Origin of the sequence: Streptomonospora wellingtoniae (genome assembly GCF_031845375.1) — a bacterium.
GTDB lineage: Bacteria > Actinomycetota > Actinomycetes > Streptosporangiales > Streptosporangiaceae > Streptomonospora > Streptomonospora wellingtoniae.
Window position 1 is genome coordinate 152,598 of record NZ_JAVREK010000008.1, and the last position, 15,074, is coordinate 167,671.

A 15,074-nucleotide genomic window follows, 5' to 3' on the forward strand; every position below is an offset into this window, starting at 1 on the left:
TAGCCCTCCTGAGTGTTGTGCAGCGTTTCGCGGGCGGTGTCGGGCTCGCCCGCGCCCGCTCTCCGTTCAAGATCATCTTCGCTCCGTACCCGGTGGTCGATCGGGAAGTTTGGCCGGGAACGGGCGTATCTCACATCGGTCGCACCGGCGCGCGCACCGGTCGGAATCCGCGGCTCCTGCAGTGGTTGTCGGCGACGCTCATTGCGATCGCGAGGTCGTAACGCGCCGACGGCCCTTTCAGCAAGGACCGGCCGAGTGCGTTCTCGAGCTTGACCAGCCTCTTGCGGACTCCGGTGGGGGATACCCGGAGCTCGGCTGCGGTGCTCTCCAGATTCGCGTCGCAGTCGAGCCAGGTGTGCAGGGTCGGCTCCAGGCAGTCGTACCGCCCGTCGCGGATGGGTTTCAGCAGTTCATCGGCCCATCGGCGCACCGGTTCGGTGTCGAGCAGAGCCGCCAGGTCGGGTGGGGCCGCCGTGTCCGGGGTCGGAGGGACGCGGTGCTCGGCGATGATGCGGAGGGCGAGGTGCAGGCGGGCCGACGCCATCAGGTCGGTCAGCGTGACTCCGAGCAGCGCCTCGACGCGCCGCAACCGGCTGTTGACGGTGTTGCGGTGCAGGTTGAGCTGCCGCCCGGCGCCGCCGCGGAAGTCGAGCCAGGCGCGCAGAGTGGACAGCAGTTCCCGACTGTCCGGGTCCTGGCGCCGCTCGGGCACATAGTCGAGAAGCGGGCTCAGGTGCGCTCGCGCCCACAGGCGCGCCCCCTCGCCGAGGACGCGGGGCAGCTCCCCGCGCTCGTCGAACACCGCGTGGCGTTCCGCCTCCCGCTGCGCCGCCACGGCCTGGAACGCCTGCTCGTAACCGATCCCCACGTCGCCGAGATCGAGGCCGGGGCTCTCGCCGATCCTGATCTCGGAGGTCTCGTCGATCAGGTCGCGCAAGGCCGCGTCGAAGCGGGTACGGGCGCTCGGGCGGCCGCCGGAGGCCGCGCCGCTGGGGGCGACCACGATCGTGTGCCGCGTGTATACCCGGCAGCGCAACACCCACGCTGTGCTCTTGGACGCGGTGACGCAGCGCTTGACGACATCCTTGCGGCGTTCCGGCGGCGAGTCCACCACCAGGACGCAGACCCGCTCCGGCAGGGAGGGAGTGAGGACGTCCGCCACCCGGGTCGCCTCCGCGGTGGCGCCCGCGATGAGCAGTTGGACAACCGCCTCCCTGGCGCGGTTGTCGGCCACCGCCAGAACGCGCCGCTGCCGCTCGGCCTCGTCCACCCGCCATCGCAAGCCGAGGAGCCCGGCCGCATCGATCAGCAGGCAGCTCGCGCCGATGGGGAGTCGACCGGGCACAGACACCAGGAGAGCCGGGCCCGGCCGGTCGTCGTTCAAGGCGATGACATGGGTCTCGTACAAGCCCGCTTCGAGCACCGCCGAACGTGTCCGGCGTTCCAGAACCGATTGCACGCCCTGCCCCGGCCGTCGGCGCGCGTCCCGGCCGGCAGCGGCGGGCAGGGACTCCGCCCAGGCGGCGCCCCCCGCGTCCGCGGGGAAGGCGGACCTGACCAGTCCGCCGGCATCCAGGACCGCGGCCTTCCCGCCGAACCGGTGCACCAGCCAGCGCAGAAGGCGCTGCATGCCGTCGGCCGCGTTGACCGCGCGCTGCATTTCCCGAAGGTCCGCAGCCCGATCCCTATCGTCCCCACGCCGACCGGGGCCGCTCGTCGTCTCTGTCCTCATCGCCCCGTGCTCACTGCTGTTCCGGTCGGATACTGTCGCGGGCGCGCCCGGTTCCGTGGCCAGGCACGGTTCCCTGGGGCGCGCCCGCGCCCGCGCCGGCGGCCGAAGGGCGGGCGGCCCGGGAGCCGAGCCGCCGCACCACGACGCCCAGGACTTGGTCCTGCGGGCAGGGCCCGTGGTGCTTGGAGTCGACGCTGACCGGATTGTCGCCGAGGACGGCGATGTGCCCTTCCGGAACCAACCCGGGGCGGTCGATCGGCTCCGGGTAGGGATCTCCGGCCACTGCGGCCACGCGCTTGATGGACCATTCGCGGTCGGCGAGCCTCCGCTCGACGGGTCCGCTCGCCTTCCAGCCGCTCTGGATTCGGGGGCGCGCCACCACCACGATGCTGCCCCTGCCCGCGCGGCGGGCACCGCGCCGGATGAGGACCCGGTCGCCCGTATCCAGCGCGGGCCGCATGCTGTGCCCCTCGACGGTGACAGCGGCATAGCGGCGCCCCGCCCACCAGAGCGTGGCGAGCGCCGCCAGCACCACCGCTGCTCCGGTTCCGGCAACCACCATGTACACCCCGATCCCTACCGCGAAAGCGCCTTGGAGGCGTCTTGTTCCGACGTGTCGCCGTCTACGTAGTCGGCCGCCTGGAGGGAGAACAGGCGGGCGTACTCCCCTTGGACCGACATAAGCGCGTCGTGCCCGCCCTCCTCCGTGATCCGGCCCTCCTGCATCACGACGATCCGGTCGGCGTAGCGCAGGGTGCCGAGGCGATGCGAGGTCAACACCGTCGTCGCGCCCGCGCGTAGCACCCGCAGGCGCTCGTGCAGGTCCTGCTCGGCCGCCGCGTCCAACCCGGACATCGGTTCGTCCAGGAACAGCAGGTCGCGTCCCCGGCGCATCAGCGCCCGCGCGATCGCCAACCGCTGCCACTGCCCGCCGGACAGCGTCACGCCGTCGGATCCGTCTCCTTCGTCCTGGTAGAACATGCGGGAGAGCATGGTGTCGTAGCCGCGGGGGAGGGTTGCGGAGAAGTCGGCGGCTCCCGCGTCCCGCGCCGCCGCGTCGATCCGGTCGGCGTCGTCCATGTGCTCCAGGGAGCTGATGCCGATGTTCTCCCGGGCCGACAGGTCGTAGGACATGTAGTCCTGGAAGACCGCGCTGATCCGGGAGCGCAGGTCGTCGACGCGGAACTCCCGGATGTCGGCGCCGTCCCAGCGGATGCTGCCGAAGGTCGGGTCGTACATCCGGCACAGCAGCTTGACCAGGGTGCTCTTGCCCGCGCCGTTCAGCCCGACGATTGCGAGGGTGCTACCGGCCGGGATGGTCATCGACAGCCCGCGGATCACCCAGGGGCCGTCGTCGGTGTAGCGGAACCACACGTCGTCGAGCCGGATCTCGCCGCGCAGCGGTGCGACGGGCCGCGGGTCCGCGGGGACGGGCAGGTCGGGCCCCACCCGCACCACGTCGACGTAGTGGCCCAGCAGCAGCAGGGACTGGTACCCCCGGGTGATGTCGGCGACGATCACCGTCATGGCCCCCTGCACGCCGGCGACGGCCGCGATGAACGCGGAGACGTCGCCGATGGTGAACTCGCCGCGGATGGTCGCGGCGATCATCCACACGAGGCCGCCCGAGGCGACGACCGCGCTCAGCACCGACAGCGGTCCCTGGGTCAGCAGGATCCGGCGGTCCAGCCGCTCCTCCGCGCTGTTGACGCTGACGGTCTCGTCGTGCATCCGCCCCAGGAGGAAGCCGCCCGAGCCGAAGAGCCGGGTCTCCTTGATGGCGGCCAGGTCGAGCATCAGGGTCTGGTAGAACATCCGGCGCCGGGTACGCGGACTCATCCGCCACATCATCGACGCCTGCTGGCGGCTGATCGACAGTTGCACGAACAGGGCCGGTAGCGCCGCGGCGATGGTGATGACGGTGATGACCGGGCTGATGGCCACGAGAACGCCGAGGAAACCGGTGATCGTCAGGAGTCTCTGCAGAGCACCGAACAGCGCCTGGATCACGGCGTCCGGTGCGGTGATCGCCGCCTGCTGGGCCAGGCGCAGCCGGTCCCGGAAGGCGGGGTCCTCGAACCGACGCACGCCCTCCAAGCGGTTCACCGCCGAGTAGAGCCGATGCTGGACCACCAGCGTGACGCCGCGCTTGATCCGCGAGGTCAGGTAGGTCGAGAGGTAGGTACCGACCGCCTGGACGAGGCCCATCAGGCCGATGAGCACGACCAGCATCATCGGGGAGATCTCGGGTCCCGACGGAGCGGGGGCGGGGGCCGGTGCCGATGAACCGGCGAACTGCAGGGCGTCGATCAGCCATTTCGTGAGCAGGGCGACCCCGGCCGGCAACAGCCCCAGGACCACGGTTGTGACCAGATACAGCGATGCCGTGAAGGGACCGGCCCGCCAGGCCAGAGCGAGCGCGTGCCCCATCCGCCGCACGGATTCGCCGAGCCCCGCGCGGCCGCCGGACTCGGACTCGGCGGTCTGCGTCACCGCCATCAGGTGCTCACCGGCACCAGCGCGGCTACGGTGGTCCCGGAACGCATGACGACGCCCTCGGCGTCGGCCCGGACGAACGCCGGAACCCCCTGGATTCCGAACTCCTGGGCGACAGGGCCCATCCGCGGCTCGACGATCACCGTCGCCACGCCGTCCAACTCCCGCGTGTACTCACCCGACTCGGCGCCTTGGTCGCCGATGACCACCACGACCTGGCCGGGCTTGAGGCCGTTCGCGTCGGCGTGCGCGGCCAGCTTGGGGATCACCGTCTTGCACACCGAGCACCCGGTGTCGAAGAACGCGAAGACCGTCTCCTGGCCGAGGAGGTCGTCGGAGGTGATCGCTTCGCCGGCCAGCGTCCGGCTGCGGAACCGCGGAACAGGGCTGCCGGCCGGCAACTCGTCCAGCTGGGGCGGGGCCGCGGCCTGAGCGGCGGGCCGCTCGTCGAGGCGGCGGAGCCTGCGGACCACGGCCAGCGTCAGCAGCAGGTTGATCAGGGTGACGGCGCCGATCAGGACGACGAACCCGACGAGGATCTCCATGGTGGCCTCCACTTTCAGTTCGGACTAGACGCGCCGCAGCCGGTCGGGGGTTCCGAACAGGTCGACGATGTCGTCGTAGAAGGCGGTCAGCACCGTGACCACCAGAGCGGCGACGGCGGCGATGGCGGCTCCGCCCGGCCGGATCTGCGCCCCCGGGTCGGCAGCGACCGTGCAGACCAGGCCGGACAGCGCAACGCCGGTGAGCGCGAGGTTGCGCCAGACGTGGGGCCAACCCAGGGGGGCGTTCGAGCGCCCGAAGCACGAGCAAGGGATCGCCGTCCCCGACCGGGCGGCGTAGGCGGCCAGAGCGGTGAACGCCGACAGCAGTAGCACGGCCGCCGACAGCGCCGCGGCGCGCAGTACGGTACCGGCGGCGAAACCGGCGAGGCCGGCGAGGAGCGTCAGGCCCAGAGCCAGTTCGGCGGCGGCGTGCACCCGCGACGCGGCCCGCACCGGGAATCCCTGCCCCTGCACCGGCAGCAGGCCCACCAGAATCGACCATGTCTCCTCATTCGCGGTCGTCCGGAATTTGGCCACCGCAGATACCAGGAATACTCCGGCGACGGCCATCTGCAATGCCAGAGCCGCGTAAGGCAGCATTCGCAGGCCTCGTACTTTCTCACGTGCACCGGCAGTGGTGGATGCGGTGCGGTTTGCAGGCCCGGGCGCACAGACTCGAATACCGGATTCGGGTTCCGGGGGGTGCGGAACCCGAATCCGGAGGACGCCGCCACCGGGCGGACGGCCGGTTCACGGTCCCGGTGGCAGCGGGATCAGGCCCGGACGGCGCCTAGCAGTAGCAGCCGACCCGCTCCCAGGGGCCGTAGCTGGGCTCCGAGTGACCCGCGCAGACCTGGCGGTTGTACAGGGTCAGGAAGATGTTGCTCCCGCAGTAGGGGAGTCGGCACGACTGCTCCCAGATGCACTCGAACTGGTCGGCCTGGGCCGCGGCCTCGGGGACCACGCTCTCCAGCATCCGGTCACCGATCCGGGATACAGCATCCATGATCTTCATGCAGAATATTCCTTTCATTTGTGGCGGAAGGTGCGTAGTAAAATTAACATGCCCGCGGTCGAGGTCAAGGTGTTTGCGGCATTTTTTTGGATCACTGCACGCCCTTGTTGAGGCTCCGAAAAAGGACATGCATCAAACGCGCTCGAACGGCGGAATGAGTTACATCCCCGAATCGCTCGACCGCAGCGGAATCCGCTGGAGCGCATTTCTTTCCCGCGGTTCAGCCCTCTCGGATGAACCAGCTCCTCGGGATCGTTCGGACGGCGGAGGGCGCGCGCATCCCCGCTGCCGTGCCCCCTCCGCCGCGTTCAGGCCGGCGGTCGGCTGCCGTGTTCAGGCGGCACCGATGCGGCCCAAGAGCTCGTTGGCGCACAGGAGGAGGAACAGCCCTCCGGCGACGGTGAGTCCGACGTTGCTGACGATCCCGTTGCGCCACTCCTGCGGTGTCCGCTTGGAGTTCAGCAGCCACATCAGGGTGAAGGCGAGGAAGGGCATGAACGCGGAGCCGAGGACGCCGTAGGCGATGACCAGCTGGATCGGCTTGCCGACCGCCAGCAGCAGCATCGGAGGGAAGGTCAGCCAGAGCAGGTAGGCCCGGAACTCCCAGCTGGTCTCGCGCTCCTCCACCGGCCGGTTGGGCTTGCCGCGGATGTTGCCCACGAAGTCGGCGAACATGAGGCTGACCCCGTGCCAAACGCCGATGATCGAGGTGTAGGCGGCGGCGAAGAAGCCGATGAGGAACACGACCGAGACGATTCGGCCGAACCGCTCCTCCAGCACGTCGGCGAGGCTGACCAGGCCTTCGCTGCCTTCGGCCAGCGCCACCCGGCCGGCGCTGAGCATCTCCGCGCCCACGATGAGCATCGCGACGACGAAGACGCCGGTTGTGATGTAGGCGACCCGGTTGTCCAAGCGCATCATCTTGATCCAGGCCGCGTCGCGCCACCCCTTGGCGTTGACCCAGAAGCCGTAGGCCGCCATGGTGATGGTCCCGCCCACGCCGCCGATAAGGCCCAGGGTGTTGAACAGCGACTCATCCGGGCTGGACGGCACCAGCCCGACGGCCAGCGCACCCAGATCGGGGCCGATGTAGACCGCCAGGCCGACGACGGTGACGAACATGACGCCGACGAGGACGGTCATGACCTTCTCGAACACGGCGTACTGGTTGAACCAGACGAAGACCAGTCCCGAGATTCCGGCGAGTATCGCGAACACCCAGAGCGGCACCGAGGGGAACAGTGCGGCGAGAGGCAGAGCCGTCGCGGACATCGCCGAGGCACCGTAGACGAACCCCCAGATGACGATGTAGGGGCCGAAGAAAGCGAACGTCCAGACGCCCATGCTGCGCCAGCCGTCGAAGATGGTCCGCTCGGTTGCGAGGTGCCAGCGGCCCGCGGCCTCGGCCAGGGCGATCTTCACGATGCAGCCGAGCACGACCGCCCAGAGCAGTGCGTAGCCGAACTTCTCCCCTGCCACGAGACTGGCGACCATGTCGCCGGCCCCGACGCCGGTGGCGGCGACGACGATGCCGGGCCCGATGAGCTTCCAGTTGGTCGTGCGTTGCTCAGTTCGCAGCAAGTGTGCCCCTTAGGACTGGTCTGAGGGTGAGACCGGTCCGGTGCCGTTGGTCGCCGATCGCGGATGCCTGTACGGAGCGGAGCCCGGTTCGCGGGTCCCGCTCCACGCTGCTCCGTCGTCCCTCGGCAACCACTGGTTCCGCCGGAATTTCCCGTGACACGTTAGGGATCGGTGGCGAGGAGCGCGAGTTTCTTCTTGCACTGTCATTCGGCGCATCCGGTGCAGAAAGCCTGCGTCGGCGAACGACTGCCGAACGGGACCCGGCCAGAAGGCCGGTGTTCAGCCTCGGCGGTCGTGCACACCGCCCGTCCCCACGCCGCGGACGTGGTGGCCTCCGCCTCGGTCCGCGGCAAGGACGCTGGGACAGGCGGCTTCGCCACCCTGCTCGCCCGAGTCGACGACGACCCGCTCCAAGGGGAACCGGTCACGCCGATGCCCGCACACCGTGGCGCCCCACGCCACCGAACTGCGCAAACGCGCTGCTCACTGCGTGATCCACGTCTTCCTTGCCATTGGATGTGAAGAATTGAATAGAGGATTCACCTTCTAGGTTTCGATGTTTATGGCGCTTGACTTCCCGGGGGCCGCCTTGGTTGTATTTCGACCGCCCGATCGGGATACGTTTTTTCGCTGAGTCGGAGCCACAGTGCGGTGGCTGGGACTAATCTTGGGAGTGCCTTGTGAAAAATGGATTCTTGAAGTCATCCGTACTCATTGCTTCGTTCGCTGCTGCGCTGTCGCTTTCGGCCGTTCCGGCGTCAGCCTCGGTAGCGCCCTCGGGGGAAGAAGCGCAGGCGGCGAGCATCAAGATCGTGGCGTACACGGAGGCTCCCGTTCGCACCCAGCCCTATGGGAGCAGCCACAAGATCGGCAGCATCAAGCCCGGCAGCTACATCTACATTCAGTGCGGACTCCAAAACAGCTACGGAAACTACTGGTACCGCACCGGGTCCGGGCATTACACGTACAGCGCCCACTACTTCTCCTACCCGGGTATTCCCGCCTGCTGATGCTCCAGCTTGGATCCGGGTTCCCCCGGTCTCGGCCGTCTCATCGGGCTGCCAGGTAAACAAGCCTCCGACCTGGGGTAATATCCGAAAAATCAGACGGCCACCGCCTGACTATCGATGTTTGGGAAAACAACGAATCCCTGGGCGGTGGCCGGTGAACTCAGCGTATCGGCCCAAGGGCTCCACCGTTCTCGCGGTCTGTCCGGCAGGGTCCTGTCCCCCCGGATTTCCGGTGCTTGTACGCATGGTCGCGGGTGATGCTGCCGAGTTCGAGAGCCCCGTGTTTCAATCGGACGTTCTGATTTCTCTGGCCCGGCCCACGTGGAGGAGGCTTGCGTACTCCGCCCCAGGTCGTTTTGGTCGGTAACACAAAAGCATGTCGAGAGTTGGCACTCTGACCCACGCCTGAGGGATGCTCTCCGCATGAGGCCGACCGCCCAGTATTGTTTGCTGTCGATCCCAGATCTGCTCCAGCAGTTTGCTGACGCATTGCATGTTTTCAACCGGCACCCAAGGCAACCGCCGAGGGGGGCCGATTCGAGCCCAGTCGGGAATGCCGCTGCGCCCTGTCCTGCTGCGGTGGATCCTCCAACCGCCGAGCGCGGCGGGTGCGGGCATCCCCTGCCGGTGATGCGCCGCGGCTCGACCGTGCAGGATCAGGGCCGATGGAGGCCGGTCCTCGGCAGCGGCGTTCGCGGCGGCTTCGACCACCGGACGCCGGCGGGTGCATCGAGCCGGCGTCGTGACCCGGGGGTCTCCGGGCCGGTTCGTTTGTGCCCGATCCACTTCGGATAGTGGTGGCGCATGAGCGGACCGTCGTCATGCCCGGTGATCCTCATCCGCGACGTGCGCATCTTCAACGGCGTCGACCGGGAACTCCGCCACGGCCACGTCTTACTCAAGGACCGCCGCATCGACCGGGTCTTCCTCGCCCCCGAGGAACCGCCGTCGGGGATCGAGGCGACGGTCATCGACGGCAGGCGGGCCGACGGAACCTCCCGGGCGCTGATGCCAGGGCTGATCGACGCCCACGCCCACGTCATGCTTGCGGGGAGCACCCAAGCCCAACTGCTGCTGGGCGGCGCCGGTCTCGCTTATTACAACGGCCTGGCCGAGGCCCGGGCCATGCTCCTGCGCGGCTTTACCGCCGTCCGCGACATGTCCGGCGACACCGTCGACCTCAAGCGAGTCCTGGATGCCGGAGTGTTTCCCGGCCCCCGGATCTACCCCTGCCAGGCGGGGATCTCCCAGACCTCCGGGCACGCCGACTTCGGCGCCGCCTACGAGCCTCCGACCGCTCTGGGCGGCGCGTCCTCCCGGGCCGAGCAGTTGGGCATGTCGCGCATCGCCGACGGCCGGGCCCGTGTACTGGCGGCGGTGCGCGAGCAGCTCAAAAAGGGCGCCAGCCAGATCAAGGTCATGGCGGGCGGCGGGGTGGCCTCGGCCTACGACCCGTTGGAGGTGTCCGAGTACACGCCCGATGAGCTTCGCGCCGCCGTCGAGGCCGCTGAGGACTGGGGCACCTACGTCTCGGTGCACGTCTATGCGCCCGCCGGCATCGAGCGCGCCGTCGAGGCGGGGGTGAAATCAATCGAGCACGGCCACCTCGCCGAGGAGTCCACGATCGCCCTGCTTGCGCAGCGCGGGACCTGGCTGAGCACCCAGCCGTTCGTCGAAAGCGACCACTCCTATGAGAATCCCGCCTCTGCGGAGAAGAACCGACGGGTGTGCGCGGGGGTGGAGCAGACCTACCGCTGGGCGCGGCAGTACGGGGTGAAGACGGCGTTCGGCACGGACCTGCTGCTCAACCCTTCCGAAAGCCGCATGCAGGCGCGGATGCTGCCCCGCCTGACCGGTTTCGGATACACCGCCGCCGAGGCGCTGACGATGGCCACCTCCGGCAACGCCGCCCTGCTCGCGCTTGCGGGGGACCGCGATCCGTACCGGTTGGAGGGCTGCGCGCCCGCGTTGGGACGGATCGTCGAGGGCGCGTGGGCCGACGTGCTCGTGGTCGACGGGGACCCGACCCGGAACCTCGATCTGCTGGCCGATCCCGAGACGAATCTGGCCGTCATCATCAAGGACGGGCACATCCACAAGAACCTGATCGGGGCATAGCAGGCGGTGGATTCCACATCCCTGGTGGCGGTGCGCCGTCGCGGCGGGTGCTGCTCGGGCCAGTATCACCGCCCCCACCCCGCACCAGTCAGTGGCCGAGGTTGACCTGTGCCCTGTGGTGCTCGCCCTTGTCGATGAGGTCGAGGAACCCGAGGGCGTAGTCCGCGGCGGAGATCGCGCCGCCGTCCTCGGGTTGGACCGCGGCCTCGCCGCCGAGCCGGTAACGGCCGAGCCGTTCGCCGGGCATACGTGCGCCGAACCGGAGTGCCGGGCTCACGAAGACCCAGTCGAGTGACGCGGGCGTGGCCGGGAGATCCTCGATGACGAGCGCCGCACCGGCGCGGATCTCGCCGTGGAGCTCTGCGGGGATATGGCTGAGGTCGGCGACGAAGCGATCCGCTCCGGGTGCGGGGCGCAGCGACGAGGCGCCGCCGACGATGAACAGGGGTACGCCTGCGGCATCGACCAGCCGCGCGATGGTGCGGTAGACGTCACGAAAGGTGTCGGCCAGCGGACCGCGTGGGGCGAGTGCGCCGACGACGACGTCCGCGTTCTCGATGGGTGCCGAGAGCGCTGCTTCGTCGCTTGCGTCGCCTTGGACGTAGGTCACGTTCGGGATCGGCGCGTCGGGGCGCGAGCGGCTCAGCGCGGTGACCCGGTGGCCGCGGGCGGCGGCCTCCGCGGTGATGGCCGAACCGGCGTAGCCGGTGCCGCCGATGACGGTAATGCGAGACATGAGGGTGCCTTCCGATGGGAGGGGTGGCGTCGGATGACGCGGCGTGGTTACTGTATGAGTGCAGCTCTCCATTGGGAAGAAGGCACTTCGTGGTAACCCCTGAAGGCGAGCCGGTGCTCCGCGGAACCCCCTACCGCGCGGACTGTCCGACTCGCCGCATCCTGGATCGCATCGGCGACCGTTGGACGGTCCTCATCGTGGGCGCCCTCTGGGACGGCCCCGCCCGCTTCTCGGAGTTGGGCCGACGCATCGAGGGCGTCTCGCAGAAGATGCTCACTCAGACTCTGCGCGGGCTCGAACGGGACGGGATCGTGCGCCGTACCGTCTACCCGGAGGTTCCCGTGCGCGTCGAGTACACGCTCACCGAGGCGGGCCGTACCCTGCGGGAGCCGCTGCGCGCGCTCGAGGAATGGTCGATCGCGCATCTCGGCGACGTGTCGGCGTCGCAGGAGGCCTACGACCGCGGATCGGCTTCCTCCTGACTCCGCATTTCGAGTACCGCAGGCTGACGTGAGATTCGCTGCTGCGCGTGCAGAAGAGCCGGTCAACCGCACCTGCCGGCCCTGCTCCCGGGTGGCCGTGTCGTCCATCACCCTCATCGCTCTTGTTTCGAGAACGACCGTTCTATACTTTCGGAGGCGGCTCGGAGAACGACCGTTCTCCATAGGACTCCAGGAGATGCGGCAATGGCTACCGTCACCGTCGGAACCGAGAACAGCACGCCGATCGAGCTCTACTACGAAGACCACGGAACCGGGCAGCCGATCGTGCTTATCCACGGCTACCCGCTCAACGGCCACAGCTGGGAGCGCCAGAGCCGTGAGCTGATCGACGCCGGCTACCGGGTCATCACCTACGACCGCCGCGGTTTCGGGCAGTCCAGCAAGGTCGGGACGGGCTATGACTACGACACTTTCGCTGCCGACCTCGGCACGCTGCTGGAGGCGCTTGACCTGAGCGAGGTGATCCTCGTCGGCTTCTCCATGGGTACCGGCGAACTCGCCCGCTACGTCAAGAACCACGGTCACGAGCGCGTCGCCAAGCTCGCCTTCCTCGCGTCGCTGGAGCCGTTCCTGCTCCAGCGCGACGACAATCCGACCGGCGTCCCGCAGGAGGTCTTCGACGGCATAACCGATGCCGCACGCGCCGACCGCTACGCCTGGTTCACGCAGTTCTACAAGGACTTCTACAACCTCGACGCAAACCTCGGCAGCAGGATCAGTCCGGAGGTCGTCACCGCCAACTGGAACACCGCGACCGTCTCGGCGCCCGTCGCCGCCTACGCCGTGGTGGCCTCGTGGATCGAGGACTTCCGCGACGACGTCGCGTCGGTCCGGGCCGCGGGCAAGCCCTCGCTGATCCTGCACGGCACCGAAGACAACATCCTGCCGATCGACGCGACCGGACGCCCCTTCCACGCCGCCTTCCCGGAAGCGGAGTATGTCGAGGTGGAGGGAGCCCCGCACGGTCTCCTGTGGACCCACGCCGAAGAGGTCAACGACGCGCTCCTGCGTTTCGTAGGCCCCTGACGCTCCAATCCCGGTGGGGTACGGCCCAACCGTGCCCCACCTCTCACCGTCAGGGTCGCGCTCCCTGCCGGGCGGACTCCTACCGGGCGTTCTGCGCCTGATGCGCCTTCCTCGTCGAGGGCCCCGATTTCATCGACGCGGCCACCAGGACGCCTACGCCACCATCACGGTGGTGGTGCCGACCGCCTCCGTCCACGACACCACCGGGACGGCCGGCCGGACAGCGTCGCCCGCCGGATCACACCCCGCCGGGCGCATGTCGGCCGCTGATTCGGATAACAGCACCGGAATGGGACGCGACCAGCAGCCAGACGCATCAGCTGGCCTCTCGGCCAGCTCGGGCCGACAACCGACACCGACCGGTGCCTGGGCGCGCACGGTGCAGTGGCTCCGGCGTGCGCGCTCCGACGGCCACGAGCGCCACACGCTGCTGATGATCGCCAAGAGCACGCTGGCCGCCACCATCGCCTGGGGCATCTCCTATTCGCTGCTGAGCGCTCAGTCGCCCGCCTTCGCGCCGTTTTCCGCGGTGCTGATGATCCAAGTCACCGTCTACCAGTCGTTCTCCCAAGCGCTGCGCTACCTGGGCGCCGTCGCAGCCGGGGTGGCCGTGCAGGGCGTCGTGGGTTTCCTCGCCGGACCCAACCTGGCCACGTTCGTCCTGGTCGCCGCCATCGCGCTGGCCATCGGCCGCTGGCCGCGCCTGGGCTCGCAGGGCTCACAAGTGGTCACTGCGGCGTTCTTCGCCTTCGCCCTCTACATCACCGCGACCAGCATGACCGAGCGCGCCGCGCAGCTGGGCTCGATCATCCTGCTGGTGGCCATCGGCTGCACGGTGGGCGTGCTGGTCAACGTGCTGGTCGCTCCGCCCATGCGCTTTCGCAGCGCCGAGTACGGCGTGCGCGCGCTTGCTCACGCGCTGTGCGAGCTGCTGTCGGACATGCACCCGGCTCTGCGCGAAGGGCAACTGGATACCGACCGCACCCGCCAGTGGCGCGAGCGGGCCAACCGGATGCAGGGCACCGTCGCCCAAGCCCGCAGCGCCGTGCGCACCGCCGAGGAGAGCGTCTACTACAACCCGCGCAAGCTGCTGAACCGACGCCACCGGCGCCACACGTTCACCGGCTACGCGGGCGTGGTCGACGCTTTGGAACGCGTCTCCTACCAGCTCGCCGCGGTGACCCGCACGCTGGACATGGCGGTTTCCGAGACCGGCGCCGGGCCGCAGCGCACCGAGTTCCTAGGCCTGTATGCCGACCTGCTCGCCGCGCTGGCCGAGATCACCGACGAACTCGGCGAGGTGGAGGAGGACCGGCTCGTCGAGCAGGCCCGCCACCTGTGCGGGCTGTCCGACCAGGCCCGCGACTACGCCCAGCGGCTGGCCGAGGGTGCCGAGGACATCACATTCGTCGTCACCGACCGCTCCAGTCCCTACGGCACCCTGCTGGTCGAGGCCGCCCGGCTGCAGGAGGAGGTCCGCCACACCTGCGATCTCCTCCAGCGCTCGGTCAACCGGGAGTTTCCCGGCAGCGAGCCGCAGCACTCGGGCCGCTGATCCCCGGGCCGAGGTGCACGGCGAGCCGCTCACGCGGCGGGCCGTCCGCCCTGGGCCGGGTGCGGCCCCCTGTTGCGCGCCCGCGCGGGGCGCGCCTTCCCCACCCGGCATCTGGCCGGTCTCGGCGGTGCGGCACGCGATTACGCAGGCGGGGGTCGGGCTTTCGGCCCGCCGATGGCCCTCACGGACCAGCCGCTGCCCAGACGGTCTCGCCGTCCGCCACCGCGGCGGTCGCCGAAAGTCCCAGCGAGCGTGCCACACCCTCCGAGGCGGTGTGGCCCGGGTGGATGTGCGCGGTCAGGCGCAGGACCCCGCGCGTGCGCAGCCACCGCGCCATGGCGAGCGCGCTCTCGCGGGCGTAGCCGCGGCCCTGGTGGGCGGTGCCGACCATCCACGCGAGTTCGGCTTCCAGACCGTGGGCACGCAGGGGTCTGTGAAGGCGTGGGCGACCGAGCGTGGCCTGCACGGTGCCGACGAGCAGGCCGTCCGCATCGCGGCGCAGCATCCAGTTCAGCCAGCCCTGTGTCCCGTCCGGTGATCGACCGACCGCTTGGCGTCGGTAGCGCGCGGTGAGTTCGTCGAGGGAAGCCGGCTCCCCGCCGGTCCAGGTGTGCAGGCGCACGTCCTTGAACACCGCGAAAGCCTCGCGGGCGTGCTCCACGCGGAGCGGCTCCAGCCGGAGCCGTTCGGTGGCGAGGGGAACGGCGGTAGGCCATTCGGCCGATGGGGGAGCGCTCGGTCGGGGCATGGCTCCACG

14 protein-coding genes are annotated in these 15,074 nt (G+C 69.3%); 5 read left to right on the forward strand and 9 right to left on the reverse strand.

Annotated elements, in window-relative coordinates; all coding sequences use genetic code 11:
* Positions 1 to 130: 130 nt before the first annotated feature.
* The 7 genes from RM446_RS10100 to RM446_RS10130 form a co-directional block, all read right to left on the reverse strand.
* On the reverse strand, positions 131 to 1,660 hold the full coding sequence (locus tag RM446_RS10100) for a helix-turn-helix domain-containing protein (RefSeq protein ID WP_311544941.1): 1,530 nt from the start codon (positions 1,658 to 1,660) through the stop codon (positions 131 to 133).
* A gap of 82 nt (positions 1,661 to 1,742) precedes the next feature.
* Positions 1,743 to 2,294, reverse strand: a complete 552-nt coding sequence (locus RM446_RS10105; RefSeq protein ID WP_311544942.1) for a S26 family signal peptidase — start codon at positions 2,292 to 2,294, stop codon at positions 1,743 to 1,745.
* A gap of 14 nt (positions 2,295 to 2,308) precedes the next feature.
* On the reverse strand, positions 2,309 to 4,231 hold the full coding sequence (locus RM446_RS10110) for an ABC transporter ATP-binding protein (protein ID WP_311544943.1): 1,923 nt from the start codon (positions 4,229 to 4,231) through the stop codon (positions 2,309 to 2,311).
* A complete protein-coding gene (locus RM446_RS10115; protein ID WP_311544944.1) occupies positions 4,231 to 4,773 on the reverse strand; it encodes a TlpA family protein disulfide reductase in 543 nt (180 codons plus the stop codon). The genes RM446_RS10110 and RM446_RS10115 overlap by 1 nt, the downstream gene beginning before the upstream one ends.
* A 24-nt stretch (positions 4,774 to 4,797) precedes the next feature.
* Positions 4,798 to 5,373, reverse strand: a complete 576-nt coding sequence (locus RM446_RS10120) for a MauE/DoxX family redox-associated membrane protein (protein WP_311544945.1) — start codon at positions 5,371 to 5,373, stop codon at positions 4,798 to 4,800.
* 190 nt (positions 5,374 to 5,563) lie between these two features.
* The gene (locus tag RM446_RS10125) at positions 5,564 to 5,788 is read right to left on the reverse strand and encodes a hypothetical protein (protein WP_311544946.1); all 225 of its coding nucleotides are present in this window, start codon (positions 5,786 to 5,788) and stop codon (positions 5,564 to 5,566) included.
* Between the two features lie 333 nt (positions 5,789 to 6,121).
* Entirely contained in the window at positions 6,122 to 7,369 is a 1,248-nt protein-coding gene (locus RM446_RS10130) for an Nramp family divalent metal transporter (protein ID WP_311544947.1), read from the reverse strand.
* Positions 7,370 to 8,064: 695 nt separating this feature from the next.
* Between RM446_RS10130 and RM446_RS10135 the strand changes: the two genes are divergently transcribed.
* On the forward strand, positions 8,065 to 8,379 hold the full coding sequence (locus RM446_RS10135; RefSeq protein WP_311544948.1) for a hypothetical protein: 315 nt from the start codon (positions 8,065 to 8,067) through the stop codon (positions 8,377 to 8,379).
* An 804-nt stretch (positions 8,380 to 9,183) separates the two neighbouring features.
* Positions 9,184 to 10,497, forward strand: coding sequence for a metal-dependent hydrolase family protein (locus tag RM446_RS10140; protein ID WP_311544949.1), 1,314 nt, complete (start codon positions 9,184 to 9,186; stop codon positions 10,495 to 10,497).
* Between the two features lie 88 nt (positions 10,498 to 10,585).
* Here RM446_RS10140 and RM446_RS10145 read toward each other — a convergent pair whose 3' ends face one another.
* On the reverse strand, positions 10,586 to 11,233 hold the full coding sequence (locus RM446_RS10145; protein ID WP_311544950.1) for an NAD(P)-dependent oxidoreductase: 648 nt from the start codon (positions 11,231 to 11,233) through the stop codon (positions 10,586 to 10,588).
* A gap of 89 nt (positions 11,234 to 11,322) precedes the next feature.
* Here RM446_RS10145 and RM446_RS10150 point away from each other — a divergent pair, with 89 nt between their 5' ends.
* From RM446_RS10150 to RM446_RS10160, 3 genes are all read left to right on the forward strand, one after another.
* Positions 11,323 to 11,715, forward strand: a complete 393-nt coding sequence (locus tag RM446_RS10150; RefSeq protein ID WP_311544951.1) for a winged helix-turn-helix transcriptional regulator — start codon at positions 11,323 to 11,325, stop codon at positions 11,713 to 11,715.
* Positions 11,716 to 11,919: 204 nt separating this feature from the next.
* The gene (locus tag RM446_RS10155) at positions 11,920 to 12,762 is read left to right on the forward strand and encodes an alpha/beta fold hydrolase (protein WP_311544952.1); all 843 of its coding nucleotides are present in this window, start codon (positions 11,920 to 11,922) and stop codon (positions 12,760 to 12,762) included.
* A gap of 289 nt (positions 12,763 to 13,051) precedes the next feature.
* Positions 13,052 to 14,317, forward strand: a complete 1,266-nt coding sequence (locus RM446_RS10160; RefSeq protein ID WP_311544953.1) for an FUSC family protein — start codon at positions 13,052 to 13,054, stop codon at positions 14,315 to 14,317.
* A 181-nt stretch (positions 14,318 to 14,498) separates the two neighbouring features.
* Here the strand turns inward: RM446_RS10160 and RM446_RS10165 are convergent, their stop codons facing one another.
* Entirely contained in the window at positions 14,499 to 15,065 is a 567-nt protein-coding gene (locus RM446_RS10165; protein WP_311544954.1) for a GNAT family N-acetyltransferase, read from the reverse strand.
* Between the last annotated feature and the right edge of the window lie 9 nt (positions 15,066 to 15,074).